9 protein-coding genes (1 of these 9 only partly in view) are annotated in these 14,274 nt (G+C 42.8%); 4 read left to right on the top strand and 5 right to left on the bottom strand.

All coding sequences use genetic code 11. From position 1 onward, the window contains the following. Positions 1-1,714, top strand: partial view of a DUF7133 domain-containing protein gene (locus tag ACO06Y_RS20320; RefSeq protein ID WP_422080881.1) — the 3' portion only. 545 nt of this gene lie to the left of the window's left edge; 1,714 of the gene's 2,259 nt are visible here — the last part of the coding sequence; its start codon lies off the left edge, out of view; its stop codon occupies positions 1,712-1,714. Between the two features lie 31 nt (positions 1,715-1,745). Here the strand turns inward: ACO06Y_RS20320 and ACO06Y_RS20315 are convergent, their stop codons facing one another. Together ACO06Y_RS20315 and ACO06Y_RS20310 are read right to left on the bottom strand one after the other, a co-directional pair. Beyond that, the gene (locus tag ACO06Y_RS20315; protein ID WP_422084203.1) at positions 1,746-2,567 is read right to left on the bottom strand and encodes a DUF6503 family protein; all 822 of its coding nucleotides are present in this window, start codon (positions 2,565-2,567) and stop codon (positions 1,746-1,748) included. 57 nt (positions 2,568-2,624) lie between these two features. Beyond that, positions 2,625-3,833 carry a hypothetical protein gene (locus ACO06Y_RS20310; protein WP_422080880.1) on the bottom strand — a complete coding sequence of 403 codons (1,209 nt, stop codon included), beginning with the start codon at positions 3,831-3,833 and terminating at the stop codon, positions 2,625-2,627. A gap of 117 nt (positions 3,834-3,950) precedes the next feature. On the opposite strand from ACO06Y_RS20310, the gene ACO06Y_RS20305 reads away from it, so the two are divergent. The 3 genes from ACO06Y_RS20305 to ACO06Y_RS20295 are packed head-to-tail and all read left to right on the top strand — an operon-like array spanning position 3,951 to position 9,753. Beyond that, entirely contained in the window at positions 3,951-7,187 is a 3,237-nt protein-coding gene (locus tag ACO06Y_RS20305; protein ID WP_422080879.1) for a DUF1553 domain-containing protein, read from the top strand. 11 nt (positions 7,188-7,198) lie between these two features. Continuing rightward, complete coding sequence (locus ACO06Y_RS20300; RefSeq protein ID WP_422080878.1) at positions 7,199-8,677, top strand: DUF1501 domain-containing protein; 1,479 nt, start codon at positions 7,199-7,201, stop codon at positions 8,675-8,677. 11 nt (positions 8,678-8,688) lie between these two features. Further along, positions 8,689-9,753 carry a 6-bladed beta-propeller gene (locus ACO06Y_RS20295; RefSeq protein WP_422080877.1) on the top strand — a complete coding sequence of 355 codons (1,065 nt, stop codon included), beginning with the start codon at positions 8,689-8,691 and terminating at the stop codon, positions 9,751-9,753. 63 nt (positions 9,754-9,816) lie between these two features. Here the strand turns inward: ACO06Y_RS20295 and ACO06Y_RS20290 are convergent, their stop codons facing one another. From ACO06Y_RS20290 to pflA, 3 genes are all read right to left on the bottom strand, one after another. Continuing rightward, on the bottom strand, positions 9,817-11,469 hold the full coding sequence (locus ACO06Y_RS20290; protein WP_422080876.1) for an Ig-like domain-containing protein: 1,653 nt from the start codon (positions 11,467-11,469) through the stop codon (positions 9,817-9,819). A 363-nt stretch (positions 11,470-11,832) separates the two neighbouring features. Further along, the gene (locus ACO06Y_RS20285; RefSeq protein WP_422080875.1) at positions 11,833-13,335 is read right to left on the bottom strand and encodes a DUF3360 family protein; all 1,503 of its coding nucleotides are present in this window, start codon (positions 13,333-13,335) and stop codon (positions 11,833-11,835) included. A gap of 182 nt (positions 13,336-13,517) precedes the next feature. Then, positions 13,518-14,231 (bottom strand): pyruvate formate-lyase-activating protein, encoded by a 714-nt coding sequence (pflA, locus tag ACO06Y_RS20280; RefSeq protein ID WP_422084202.1) that lies wholly within the window; start codon positions 14,229-14,231, stop codon positions 13,518-13,520. Positions 14,232-14,274 lie beyond the last annotated feature (43 nt).

Here is a 14,274-nt window from a genome sequence, read left to right as displayed (position 1 = left end):
ATCGAATTTTCGGTACCGAAGAAAAAATGGGGTATGGGAAAAAGAGCCTACCACCTTCCGGGGACAGTGGGGAATCAGTCATGATAATTTCGGAAGACTGTACTACAATGATAATTCAAGACAGCTCTTGGGAGATTATGTCTTGCCCAATCGCATGGTACGCAATCCCTATTTTACACCCAAATTGGCCGTAGATCAAATGCTTACCAAAGATCAACGTGTTTATCCATTGCATGCCACGACCGTAAATAGGGGATATGCCGAGGGTGTTTTGAACAAGGACAGTGTCCTGGTCAATGCCACTGCCGCTTGTGGACCATTGGTGTATCGAGGAGGAACATTTCCAAAGGAGTATGAACAGAATGTATTCGTTTGTATTCCCGAAGGAAATTTGATCAAACGGAATATTTTGAAATTTACCGGGGATTCCACTATTGCGGGACAGGCCTGGGAAGACCGGGAGTTTTTGGCCTCAACGGATGAAGGTTTTCGACCCGTAAATTTGAATAACGGTCCGGATGGAAGTATGTATATAGTGGATATGCACCGTGGTGTGATAGGACATCACGCTTACCTGAGCCCTTATTTGAAACAGAAAGTAAAAGGGAACCAACTGGATACCTTGACTAATTTTGGCCGTATCCTAAAGGTACAAAATATAACGAGCAAGGTTGAACCCTTTCCGGATTTCGAAACTCTAAAAGCCGAAGAACTGGTACTTCTATTGCAACACCCTAACGGATGGATACGTAACAGGGCCCAACATTATTTGATTTTCAAAAAAGAAAGGGAAGCAATAGAGAGCTTGAAAAATTTGATGTTACGGAAAGAAAACCCTTTGGCCAAAATCCATGCGTTGTATGCTTTGGAAGGATTGGATGCCCTTTCCCTTGATTTTTTGGTCGATGTAGCTAAAAACGGTTCGGCCGATGTTACGATACATGCCGTTGTCTTGATGGAAGCATTTGCATCCAAAGAAAACAGTAGAAATGCCGAGTTACTTTTTGAAGATTTGATCAGTCGCGGGAATAATGGTATTGACCTTTATATAGCTAGTACATTGGGTATATGGATAGGCATGGATGAAGAGCGATTCTTTCCGCAAATGGTCACGTTACTGGATAGATATCCAAAGAAACCTGTTTTTCATGAGGCTATTTTGAGTGGTTTAGCGGAGCATGAATTGTATGTGAAGGAATCTTTGGCCGTGTTACCAGATTTTGATAATTCATCATTTATGTCGCAATTGACACAAAGTATCGAGCAACGGGCGAAAGGAAATACGAATCCTATTTTTACCACAGCCAACTTGGCTCAGGACAATAGAACACATGGAGCCAAGATGTTCTTTGAGATCTGCGCTTCCTGTCATGGTATCAATGGGCAGGGCATACAAGGTCTGGCACCGCCCCTTATGAATTCCGAACACGTTGTGGATGCCGAAAGGTTGGGATTAATAATTCTTCACGGACTGGAAGGACCAATAGAAGTAAACGGGGAGCATTACGATTTTAATCTGGCCATGCCCGGCCTCATCCGGAACGAAGGCATAACGGACAAGGATGTTGCGGACATCATTTCCTATGTTACCAATGCCTTTTCGGACGACCCCAAAGCACTTACTGAAGAAAAAGTAGAGGAACTTCGGAATACAAAATCAAGGAGCGGTTCGGAATATACTATGGAAGAACTGTTGGAATATTCCAAAAAGTAGGGTCTTACTAATTAGGATACGGCACAAAAACCTAATCCCTTAACTTTTCGACAACCGCATCCTGTGGTACTTCAAAAACTTCTTCATTTGAAATTTCCTTTAGAAATTGTATGTCGCTAAAAATGCGCAAGTGGTTCTTGCTTTTCCCCATTGTACCCTCTTTCCATTCAAAATTTTCCATTTTGTGCGGCATCATCAACCCTTGCACTTTTTTATAATCGGAATAGACCTTTGCACTGCTTACCTTGGAATTTTCCTTGTCAAAATAGGAAACGGAATACGTAAGGATTTCCATGAGATAGGTTTCTGGATCGATATAAAGATAATATACATCCTCCGGGGTAAGACCCACTTCCGAACCAAATGTTACTTTTAAGGATTCGAATGTCCTGTCATTTATTGTGGTTTTTCCCGCATAGCTGACGTTTACCCCCGGATCCATCAAAAGAAAGGGTAGCCCAATGAAATAAAAATCCAGATTATAGTAAAAGGCGGCCGATTTCCCCGATACCCCGCTTGCATCAGGGACTGCCCAAGCAACTTTTCCATCAAAACCGACCTTGTATTTTTTTGATTTAAGATAAGCACGCCTGTCCTTTAAATGGGTAAGCTGATAGACTTGCTTGCCATTGTCATCAAGGTTGTATTCCAGTCCCACAAAGGATTTCCAGATATCCATTCCTCCATGGGCTTTGAGACAATTCTCAAGAAGTTCCTTTCCCTGTTTTTCTTTAGGACTTAGAATAACCGCCTCACTTTTCGGGGATTCTTCGGAGATAGTAGTGTCCGCTTTTTTTTCGGTTTTACAGGCAAAAGCAAGAACTAGCACAACACAACTGAACACTGTTTTCATTTCTCTCAAGACATTAATGATTTAGAGGATTAATAATACGTTTTATTCTCGAAACGGTTAAGGTTCGGAATCATAATTTAATTCATGAAGGTACAGAATTTTACTGCTGAGTTCCATTCTATCTATTCCATTGACCTCAAGAAAAACCTCATAATACTTGGGGATATAGCCAAATTTAGATTGGAGTTCCGCTTCCAATCCTTGTAACAATTTAGCTTCGGTAAAATTCTTAAGGCTTTGAGTGGCACCCGTATCCCAGATTCCCGAAAAAAGATAGATGGTATTGCCATTTGGCCCCGGAACTTTGGTCAAGAGGCTATAGTCCGTATGATACGAATCCGCATTCCCCCTTGGTTTGTAAATCAGGGTCTCACCATTTCCATCAGGCTTATATAGGAATGCGTCATTCTCGACATCATAGTCAAAAGCCGAATCCTTATAAAACGACTGGAAGACACCCAGAGTCTTTTGCATGCCAACAACGATAATATCATAGTCCTGAAGTTGTTTTGGATTAAATCTGGACATGGTACGGATAATAAAACTTTTATCGATAGAGTAAAAAACCTCCGAAAGTTTCTTTATCCATTGGGCACTACCTAATATAAGATGAGTGTACGTCAACGCTTCAATTTCTGTATTGACCTTTGTATTATTTGATTTGAAGACTTCAAACTCCTGCAAGGAATTTATGCTGGGATCTCGTATGGTCCGGGTTAACTGCATTATGGTATCCCGTTCATTATAAACAAAGAGATCGCCCATTACCAACATAGTCGGAAGCTCGCTCTCTATTAAATCCCCCCAAAGTCCGTCTTTGTTGATGATAGATTTTTCTCCGTTCAAAGTGCCCTGATAGAGATTCAATGCAAGTGATAGAAGTAAGGCCGTAACTATTGGAATAATCCATTTTTTACGATGGGATGGGGACTGTTTTGAAATGGAATCCTTCTTTTCAATGACTTCAATGGCATAGCTTCCCTTAGGTATGGTCAATTGTTTTTCATCAACATTGCCTTCATTTTGATAGTACGCCTTTAGTTTTTTGCGTAGATTATAAACATATACCCGAATTAAGGTACTTTGCGAGGGATCGAAATCGGTTTTTCCAAAAATTTCAGAGGCGATCGTAGTTTCCTTGGGCACATTTTTATTTAGGGAACAGGCCACCAAGTACCTTAAAAGATTGGCATAGGTACCCGATCTTCCAAAGGATTTACTGGCTATGATTTTTTCAACGATACCGTGAAATTCCTCCTTTACCATGCTTCAAACCTACGTTTTACTAAAGGTATGAATTTATTATTAACAGTTAATAAAACTGTTTTTATACCTGAACTTCGCTTGGCATTATAATTATATTTGATTGATTGACAATTGATTATGATAGCATACAGAAAACTAATACTAGGGTGTTTATCGGTAATAATCCTTTCGGGTTGTGGTTGGAATATTCCGGATCGAATTGAAACGGCTTATGAGGAACTCCCAGACCGGATTGATTTCAATTACCATGTAAAGCCTATACTTTCCGACAAATGTTTTGCTTGCCATGGTCCGGATATGGCCAATCAAAAGGCTGGACTTCGGCTGGATCTTGCTGAAAATGCCTACGAAGCGCTGGAAGGTTCTGGAAAGCATCCAGTGGTTCAAGGCAGACCGGGGAAGAGCGAAATAGTAAGACGTATGCTCTCAGAAGATCCTGAGGTCAAAATGCCGCCCCCCGAGTTTAAGGTAGAGCTTAGCGAAAAGGAAATCGCGACCCTGGTCAAATGGGTAGAACAAGGTGCGCAGTATAAGCCCCATTGGTCCTTCATTGTCCCCAAAAAAGAGGAATTACCAGAAGTTTCCAAAAAGGATTGGGCCAATAATGAAATCGACCTTTTTATCGGTAGCAGGTTGGAAAAGGAAAAACTGGTTCCTTCTGAAAGGGCGACCAAGGAGAGTTTAATACGGAGACTGAACTTTGATCTGATCGGTCTGCCGCCAACCTTACAACAGATACAAGACTTTGTAAACGATACTACCGACCAAGCGTACGAGAAGGTGGTAGACCGACTTTTGGCGTCCCCGGCCTACGGGGAACGAATGGCGGCGGAATGGATGGACGTGGCTCGGTATGCGGATAGCGATGGGTATTTAGATGACAAACATCGGGATTTTAGCCCTTACCGCGATTGGGTCATCAAGGCGTTTAACGAAAATATGTCTTATGAACAGTTTACCACTTGGCAGTTGGCCGGCGATCTCATTGAAAATCCGACCCAAGAAAGTAAACTGGCCACGGCCTTTAATAGATTACATAAAAGAAACTCCGAGGCCGGTATTGTTTTTGAAGAATATCGGGTGGAATATGTGGCCGATCGGACCCTAACCGTAGGGAAAGCATTTTTGGGATTGAGTGTGGAATGTGCCCGGTGCCACGATCACAAATATGACCCGATCAGTCAAAAGGACCATTACGAACTATTTGCCTTTTTTAATAGTACAAATGAGCTGGGTACCGCAGTTTATGGCCCAGGTCAGGTTCCGGGGCCATCACTTTTGTTGACCAATAAGGAGCAGGAGCAGGTATTGGAATATATTGATACCAACATAAATGCTACCAAAAAGGAACTGGCCTCCGTACAGAGCGAAAAGCTGAAGGAAATACAAGCCGCCAATCTCAGAAACAATCTTGAAGATGACTTGCAAAAGGGGCTCAAAAAAGGTCTGGTGGCCCGACTGAATTTCGATAATTTTATTCCAAAGGATGCAAAAACGTTTTATACCCAGAGCGGGAATAGCAATGGGAACATGGCCTTGGTCAAGGAGCCCGAACTTAAAAAAGGGGTAAGTGGAAAGGCGGTATTCTTTAGCGACTACACCGCCATTACCTTACCCGAGAAAGTAGGTTGGTTTGACCAGTCCGATCCCTTCACGGTATCGGTAAATGCTTTTCCGGACAAAGTTTATGAAGAAGCCTCCCTTTTTACCCACTGTGAGGAAACCCGATTGGGACTAAAGGGGTATTCCATGCATTTGGAGAACAATCACCTAAAATTCATTATAGCAAGATCATGGCCTAGCAATGCCATACAGGTAAAGACCAAGAAGCCTATTCCTGAAAAGCAATGGAGCCATGTCACGGTTTCCTACGATGGATTGGCCAAGGCAGATGGCGTACATATCTATGTGAATGGCCAGGAAGCTCCTGTAGAAGTTGAAATCGACAACCTTTATAAATCCATATTATTTCGAAAAAACGTCCATAACTATCCATTTTATGGTTTTACCATGGGCGTTCGCGATAAGTTCAAAACATTTAAGGACGGGGGGATAGACAACCTTAAAATCTATGATAGGGAGTTGTCGGCCTTGGAAGTAATTTATGATGTTGCTCCGGAAGAAGCCCTAAAAATGATGGATGGGGACAGGAACGACAATTTCTTAAAGGATTTCTATTACACCTCAATCGATCAAAAAACGGAACAGGAACGTTTGAGGTTGCAACGGTTACGAAAGGAAAGAATCGAGGAACTGGAACCTATTAGGGAGATTATGGTTCTTGGTGACCTCCCGGAACCTCGCCCCACTTATGTACTCGATCGCGGTATGTACGATGCCCCCACGGAAGAAGTGGTTCCCGACGTTCCCGAAATCATCATGCCTTTTAGTGAAGATTTGCCAAGAAATAGGTTGGGACTTTCCCAATGGTTGTTCGATAAGGATAATCCCTTGACCTCAAGAGTTTTTGTCAATCGATTATGGCAGATGCATTTTGGTCGCGGTCTGGTGGCCACATCCGACGATTTTGGAAATCAAGGAAATCTTCCTTCTCACCCTGAGTTGTTGGATTGGTTGGCCGTAGAGTTCATGGAAACCGGTTGGGATATCAAAGAGATGCATAAACTCATAGTTATGTCGGCTACGTACCAACAAAATTCCGAGATAAGACCGAAGCTACTTGAAATTGATACGGATAATGTATTATTGGCCCGCGGCCCCATTAGGCGTATGACCGCTGAAATGGTCAGGGACAATGCCTTGGCCATAAGTGGACTGCTTTCCCCAAAAGTTGGGGGCCCTAGCGTTTATCCCTATCAGCCAGAGGGCCTATGGGACGAAATCAGTAACAAACCTTGGCGTTATCGGTATAAACAGGAACCCGGGGAGGGGCTCTATCGCAGAAGTCTCTATACCATCTGGAAGCGTACATCGGCCCCACCTTCCATGCAGATTTTTGATGTGGGGGATCGAAGTGTATGTACGGTGAGCAGAAGACAAACAAGCACCCCTTTACAGGCATTGGTGTTGCTGAACGATCCTCAGTTTGTTGAAGCTTCCTATGTATTGGCGGAAAACATTATTGAGCAAACCGGAAATCATACCGAAGAGCAACTGGAACAGGCGTTTCAATTGAGTACGGGAAGGGCTCCCGAAATCTTGGAATTGAACTTGCTGAAAAAGTTTTACGATGATGAATTGGAACGTTTTTCGATAAAAAAAGAAGATGCCTTGGCCTACTTGGGTATGGGTGAAACAAAAATAAGAAGCACCTCTGATCCGATTCAAGTAGCGGCCTTGGCCACAGTTATAAATGGAATTATGAATACTTCGGAAGGGTATACGTTAAGATAAATCATTTGGTTATGAACGAGTTTCAGGAAAAGCAAAAATTTGAGGATACCCGAAGGGGTTTTCTAAAAAAAGCCTCAATGGGTTTTGGTTCTATAGCACTCTCCAGTCTACTGGGCCCGACAAATGTGTTGGCAAATAATGTATTGGGCCCTAAAAACGTTCCTATGCTAAATAATAGCGGCGGAGTATTGAACGGGACCCATTTTCCGGCCAAGGCGAAGCGGATTATCTATTTATTTCAGAGCGGTGGACCTTCCCAAATAGAAACCTTTGACTACAAACCGGGATTGGCCAAATGGCATGGACAGGAAATTCCAGATTCTGTACGGGGTACCCAGCGGAACTCCGGAATGGTCACATCCCAGTCCACGTTTCCCTTGGTACAGTCAATTTATGGCTTTAAGCAATATGGGCAATCCGGTGCTTGGGTCAGCGAACTTTTTCCATACACAGCTAAGGTGGTGGATGATCTTTGCATTATCAAGTCCATGTATACCGAGGCCATTAACCATGAGCCTGCCGTAATGTTCGTTCAGACGGGATCACAGCTGAGTGGTAGGCCCTCCATTGGCTCTTGGTTGAGCTACGGATTGGGAAGTGACAATAAGGACTTGCCCAATTTTGTGGTAATGCTCTCAAAAGGCGGAGGTGCCCAGCCCTTAAGTTCTGCAGCTTGGGGCAATGGTTTTCTTCCGTCCCATCACCAAGGGGTACAGTTCCGATCAGGCAAGGATCCCGTTCTATATTTGAACAACCCTCACGGCGTTCATGACCACGATCGTAGAAGGGCGTTGGATTATATTTCGGAATTGAACAACCATCAATACGATATTTGGAAAGATCCGGAAATTCAATCAAAGATCAACCAGTACGAAATGGCGTATCGCATGCAAAGTTCGGTGCCGGACGCCGTGGATACTTCCAATGAACCGGATCATATTTATGGGCTATATGGTGAGGATGCAAAGATACCCGGTACTTATGCGGCCAATTGTCTTCAAGCGAGGCGCTTGGCCGAAAAGGATGTTAAATTCATCCAATTGTACCATATGGGTTGGGACCAACATGGCGGACTCCCAAGGGGAATCAAAAGACAGGCTTTAAGCACGGACCAGGCCACAGCTGGACTCATTACCGATTTGAAGCAAAGAGGGCTTTTGGAGGACACTTTGGTGATTTGGGGCGGTGAGTTTGGCCGGACCAGTTTTTCACAGGGCAGATTAACAGCGGATAACTATGGCAGGGATCACCATCCGGGCTGTTTTACCATGTGGATGGCCGGTGCCGGGGTAAAACCGGGCATGGTCTACGGGCAGACGGACGAGTTTAGCTACAATGTGGTACAGAACGGGGTACATGTACATGACTTTCAGGCGACCTTGATGCATCTCTTGGGTATAGATCATGAAAGGCTTACCTTTAAACATCAAGGAAGAAGATATCGTTTAACCGATGTGCACGGGCATGTGGTCAAGGATATTTTGGCGTAATAAAGGGATTCGTGGATAGAAGAAAGTTTTTAGGAAAAACGCTAAGTGCTGGCGGTGCTACTTTGGCCGCTTCGTCGGTTCCTTTCTATATTATGCCGGCAAAGGCAAGATTGGGAAAGGTAATACTTGGGCATGGCGATTTCAAATATCGCCTGGAAAAGGAATGGGGAGATTTAAATCCCGAGAAGTATCCTGTGAATAATTGCCATGAAATGGTAATGGACCGCCAAGGAAGGCTTTTTATGCTCACTGACCATCCGAAGAACAATATCTTGGTCTATGATACCTCCGGAAAACTTTTAGATCACTGGACATTGAATTTGCCCGGAGCACATGGTCTTACCCTACATGACGAAGGAGGAGAAGAGTTCCTATACATTACGGATCCAGGGCTAGGTAGAGTTATCAAAAGCTCACTCGATGGTAAAATTACCATGGAATTGGATCATCCTTCAAAGGTTGGTGCCTACGATGAGAAATCGGCTTATAGACCTACAGAAACGGCCATAGGCCCTAATGGCGATATTTATGTGGCGGATGGCTATGGCTCACAGTTTATCCTACACTATGACACAAAAGGCAAATTTATCCGAAAATTCGGAGGCGATAGTTTTTTACAGGAGTCCAAGTTTAAGCAAGCCCATGGCGTGGCATTGGACACGAGGGATTCAAATAATCCTACCTTGATTTGTTCCGCAAGGATAAAGAACTCATTTAAGCGTTTTTCCCTGGATGGGGAATATCTGGAGACATTTTATATGCCCGGTCTGTTTATAAGCCGCCCAGTTTTGGACGGTGAGAATATTTATTCCGGAGTCTGTTTCGGGATGCAAGAAGGCAATTACAATATGCAACTGAACAAGGGATTTGTTACAATTTTGGATAAGGACAACAAGGTAATCTCCAACCCGGGAGGTACCGAGCCTATCTATGAAAATGGCAAATTGCAATTGATGCTCCAGGATCAACCTATCTTTAAGCACTGTCACGACGTATGTGTAGATCGGGATAAAAACCTTTATGTATGCCAATGGAATGCGGGCGGAGTGTATCCCTATAAACTACACAGGGTTTAGGCCCAAAATACAAATTTGAGCTGCAAATAGGTATCAAATATTTATCATGGTGTGGATTAGGGACTAATCAAAGAACAAATCTTTAAACTGTATGTAGACCGATGGATTGGCTATAAAAATGGTCTCCCTTCCATCTGATACTTCATGGATATCTTTCTGTTCTTTTACGGTTTTTGTTATGTAGTCTCCGTAGGCAGTGATATTGTTAAAATTGCTTATTTCCAATTGTCGAATGTTTAAATCCCCTGAGCTTATGTCATTGGCTAAGGGAGAGTTTTGAAATGCTTCCGGTAGTTTAGGAATCACTACCTCGTCGGTCTTATCACTATCAAATAGAATTCTCCAATCATAGATGAAACTCTCATTGCCTTTCATTAAATTAAGTCTTCCCACGGTATGGCCTTGGCCAGTTTTATTAAGTACTACCTTATTGTTTTGAATGACTGGGTTTATAGTCCAACTTGGTATGGTATATTCGTCCTTGGGAAGTCCGATACCTTCAGAATAAAAATGTTCCATCCTGATTTGATGTCTGTATTGATAAAAGGAATTGTTGTAGTTATACTGCATAGGAAAAGCAAAATTCCCTGTTCTCAGGGCCCATAAAGTATGGTAAATATCGTTTTGAACATCTTCTTCATTTTCGTAACCAAAAATGGAAACACTGGTCTGAATATCTGGTCTATGCTGAAAGTTGGTAAATGAAATGGATTTTGTTGCTGAATTAGTATTCTCAAAATCACTTATATCCAACTGAAAATCTTCTGTAAGAGGTCGGTCAAGAAACAAATAGTAATAGTCCGTATGATCTTCAATGGAGTGGTAACCAAGGTATATTTTATTCGAAGTCCTTTCTGGACTTGTGTCCGGTCTCATTTCGGAAAAAAGCCATTCCTGGGTCCTCGAGTAAAGACTGGTTCTGTAATCTGTGCCATCGCCAATGAAGTGCAGATGTTCTGGGAACCCGATAGCTTCAAGGATTTGGTTGTTAATGGTAGTAAATCTTTCAGGAATTTTTAGCTCAATCTCCTTAGGGTTTTCGAGGGTTAAGTTTTGATAGGTGGTTGCAAAGGAACTCGTGATTGAACTTTGATTGAAGGTCATGAAGGTTAACATAAATTCCTTTTCTAAATCAAAATCCTCCGGGGCGTATAAGGTCAGCGTCCTGGTGGTTGGTGAAATAGGTGTTACGGTGGACTCCAACAGATTTCCATCCATATCCGATACGAACGCATAAACGGTTTTGAAAAAAGGACGGAGATACCCTTCGGGAATGGTCAACTTAATCAAAACCGTAGGGATAGTGATAACAATACTCTTTGAAACAGTTGTTTGGTTACCGGCTTTATCGGAAACAGCAATTTTAAGTACTCCATTGAAATCATCAGAACCTTTATCGGCGGATGATAAAAATGAATTGAGGTCAACGACTATTTTATATGGGGACGAAACGTCCTCACCGACCTTTGTGTCATCTATAAAAGCTTCCACTTTCCCAATGCCTCCTTGATCCGTTGCATTAACGTTTATTTCGATTTCCCCCTTCAAGAGCAGGGGTTCTGTGGTACTGGTATCAAAGCCAGTTATTGAAAAGTCTACCTCAGGAGCTATTATGTCCGGTTCCAACTTATCAGTGGGATCGGAATCAGAATCCTTGGAACATCCGAGAAATAAAACGAGTAAGGTACTTAGTAGGGGAACTAATGTTTTTTTCAAAGCCGAAAAACTTATGCATTCATTACTGGTAATGGTGCAAATTACCTGTATTTAACGTCTAAAAAAAGAAGATATTGTTATTTTTTCATTGGGCTATCATCGAACTCGAAATCTCCCACAACATATTGGAGACAGTATGATAAATGGTTTAGCGGTCCTGGTTCTTCCAAAATCTGTACAATGTGCGGGGAGAAGAATGGAACATCTATCCTTTCCAAGGTCTTTTGATCTAGGAAACGTAATTTATAGTGTTGCTAATCACTTTTCTTGCACTCCACAGTGGATTTCTTTTTTATGAATAGTTCCTGTAGTTTTGGATGATGGTGAAAATCACATCCGGTCGACTGATTTAAATTATTCATATCACAATAAGGCTGGAATACCGTAACTTCCTTTGAACATTCCAACAGAGAGGATTGCCAAAACACAAATGGTCAGTATGCCCAAGGGAATAATCAATTTATCTACCTTGGACAGCTTCTTTGCTCTTTCTTTATCCCCGATTAGGCCATTGTTATCCAAGAACATGGCCAAGGCCCAAGCCAATACCGGGTTTGTTACCATCGCAGCGAAAATACAAATCCCAGCAGCTTGTGCACTTGCACTTTCTTTTATCATTTGAACCCCTGCTTCAATTAAAGGTAGGAATACCCCAACGAGCAAGGCGATACATCGCACTGGTGGCCAAACGGCTACATCCATGGGACTTCCTAAGATAGCTACCGCCATTACCATAATGCCCAAAAGAATAGCACCACCGGGAATTGGCCTTTTGGCGATCGCGGCCGGAATCATATAAGTACCCCAAGATGAGGTAATATTGCCGCCACCAACAGCGGTTCCTACCATTTGTCGGATTGAACATAGGGTCATGGTATCGTCTACATCCATCAATACTTTCTCAGAGTTCTTGGGATAATTCATTTCTTGAAAAATACGATGTCCCAAGAAGTCCGGGGACCACATGGCTACCGCTAAGATTGCAAATGGTAGGGAGGCAATGAAGTGCTGGGTATTTGGTAGACCTAGCATCCAGCCTTTTTCCGTGCTTCCCCACCAATGAACTGGGTTTAGGTTGGGCAATCCCATTTCGGTCGTAAATTGAAGATCAAAACCAGCTCCCCCCATTAAGGCTATTGCCAATGCTGTAATTGCGCAAACGGGAATGGCCAGCCAACGTTTGTCAATTCTCGCCAGATAGCTGTATACAACCACTGTGACACCTAAAATAATTAGTCCCAAAAACCCCATGGACCCGGCTTCAACAGTAGTTGATTCAAGTCCCGTGCCCCAAGATTGAACGGTCTTGATTTGACTCAGTGCTCCCATAAATCCCAAAAATATCAACAACCCACCGGCGACTCCTTTGCTGGTCAGGTCCACTAAGCGAGATCCTCCCTTAAAAAGACTGAGTAGAAGCCCAAATACCCCAATTAGGATAGCCAATGCCAATGGATGGGCGCCCGCTAAGGCCATACTGGCAATAAGTGGTATCATGGGACCATGATTACCGGCCAAGTTTGCCCTGGGATTTAAAAAGCCCGAGGCCAAAACAACAAACAAAAGGGCAGGAATTATCATCTCTACCCGTGATACCTCAATGGCAAACTCCTTACCAAGTGTAATATGGTCCCAAGCCTCGGTTAAACCGTTGGCCCAAGCTATCATTACTGACGAATACATAGCAATAATACCCAGGGTGCCCGCTAGAGCCGGCACCAAATCTTCCCATTCAAATCTAAAATCCCTACCTGGAAGATTTAGCCTGTATCTCCTAGGCTTCATTATTTGCAATTCGTGATCTAGGTATTCCGATCGACTAGTGAATTCGGAAGCTCGTTTATGAAGCTCTTTGTAGGTTTTCATAATACATGGTTTACAGGAACCCAACTGGTTTTATAATAAAAATTTTGTCGGCAATTGACGCGGTTACTTGGATGTGGGAAATATGCCATACTTTATATTCATGGGTAATTCTAGGCTACAAGGGCTACGAAATGGTTTTAAATACTATCGGGGTTCAAGGTATTTTGGTGTTTGGAACTCCATTAATTGACCGTTACTTTCTTAAAGTACTTTTCCAATATATGTACAGCTGTTTGTATCTCTTCCTGTGTATTTTCACGAGCATCCTTTAAGGGGTATTCCCAGCCAAGGGCTTCCCATTTATGGACACCAAGTTTATGATAACACAGAAGCTCTATCCTTTCAATAGTATTGTAATCCTTAAAATAATTGCCCAGGGCATGTAACAGTTCGGGAATGTTAGTAAGTTCAGGAATCAATACATATCTAAGCCACATTTTCTTTCCGGACGCTTCCCTATATCTGGCCAGATTAAAGGTGGTTTCCTTGTTTCGCAAACCCGTTATGGCCTCGTAACCTTCTTCGGTCATATGCTTGATGTCCAGCATAACAAGATCGGCATACTTGTCCAACAATTCCTTGGTATAGTTGTTCAGAATCCTGCCATTGGTATCGATATTGGTATGGATGCCCTCGGTCTTTAGCTTTTTAAAGAAAGGCACCAATTCCTTGGATTGTAGCAAGGGTTCCCCTCCCGATACGGTTACCCCTCCTCTGTCACCAAAATAAGGTTTCATTCTTACCGCCATCTCCACCAATTCGTCAATAGGATACTCCTTACCGCCAGAAGTATCAATGGTATCCGGATTATGGCAATACACACATTTTAGTTTACAGCCCTGAAGGAATATAACCAAACGTATTCCTGGACCATCATGTGTGCCAAAGGATTCGATGGAATGTACCCGTAATGAGTTTGCCGTAGTTTTGATAGGAGGA

This window comes from Ulvibacterium sp. (assembly GCF_965228935.1).
Taxonomy (GTDB): domain Bacteria; phylum Bacteroidota; class Bacteroidia; order Flavobacteriales; family Flavobacteriaceae; genus Ulvibacterium.
The sequence above is the reverse complement of the archived record's forward strand: the minus strand, read 5'-3'. Positions and strand labels throughout refer to the sequence as shown.

Bases quoted from the DNA above. Each gene is read 5' to 3' on its own strand.
- ACO06Y_RS20315 (WP_422084203.1), bottom strand. From the start codon at position 2,567: ATGAAAACAGTGTTCAGTTGTGTTGTGCTAGTTCTTGCTTTTGCCTGT.
- ACO06Y_RS20310 (WP_422080880.1), bottom strand. From the start codon at position 3,833: ATGGTAAAGGAGGAATTTCACGGTATCGTTGAAAAAATCATAGCCAGT.
- ACO06Y_RS20305 (WP_422080879.1), top strand. From the start codon at position 3,951: ATGATAGCATACAGAAAACTAATACTAGGGTGTTTATCGGTAATAATC.
- ACO06Y_RS20300 (WP_422080878.1), top strand. From the start codon at position 7,199: ATGAACGAGTTTCAGGAAAAGCAAAAATTTGAGGATACCCGAAGGGGT.
- ACO06Y_RS20285 (WP_422080875.1), bottom strand. From the start codon at position 13,335: ATGAAAACCTACAAAGAGCTTCATAAACGAGCTTCCGAATTCACTAGT.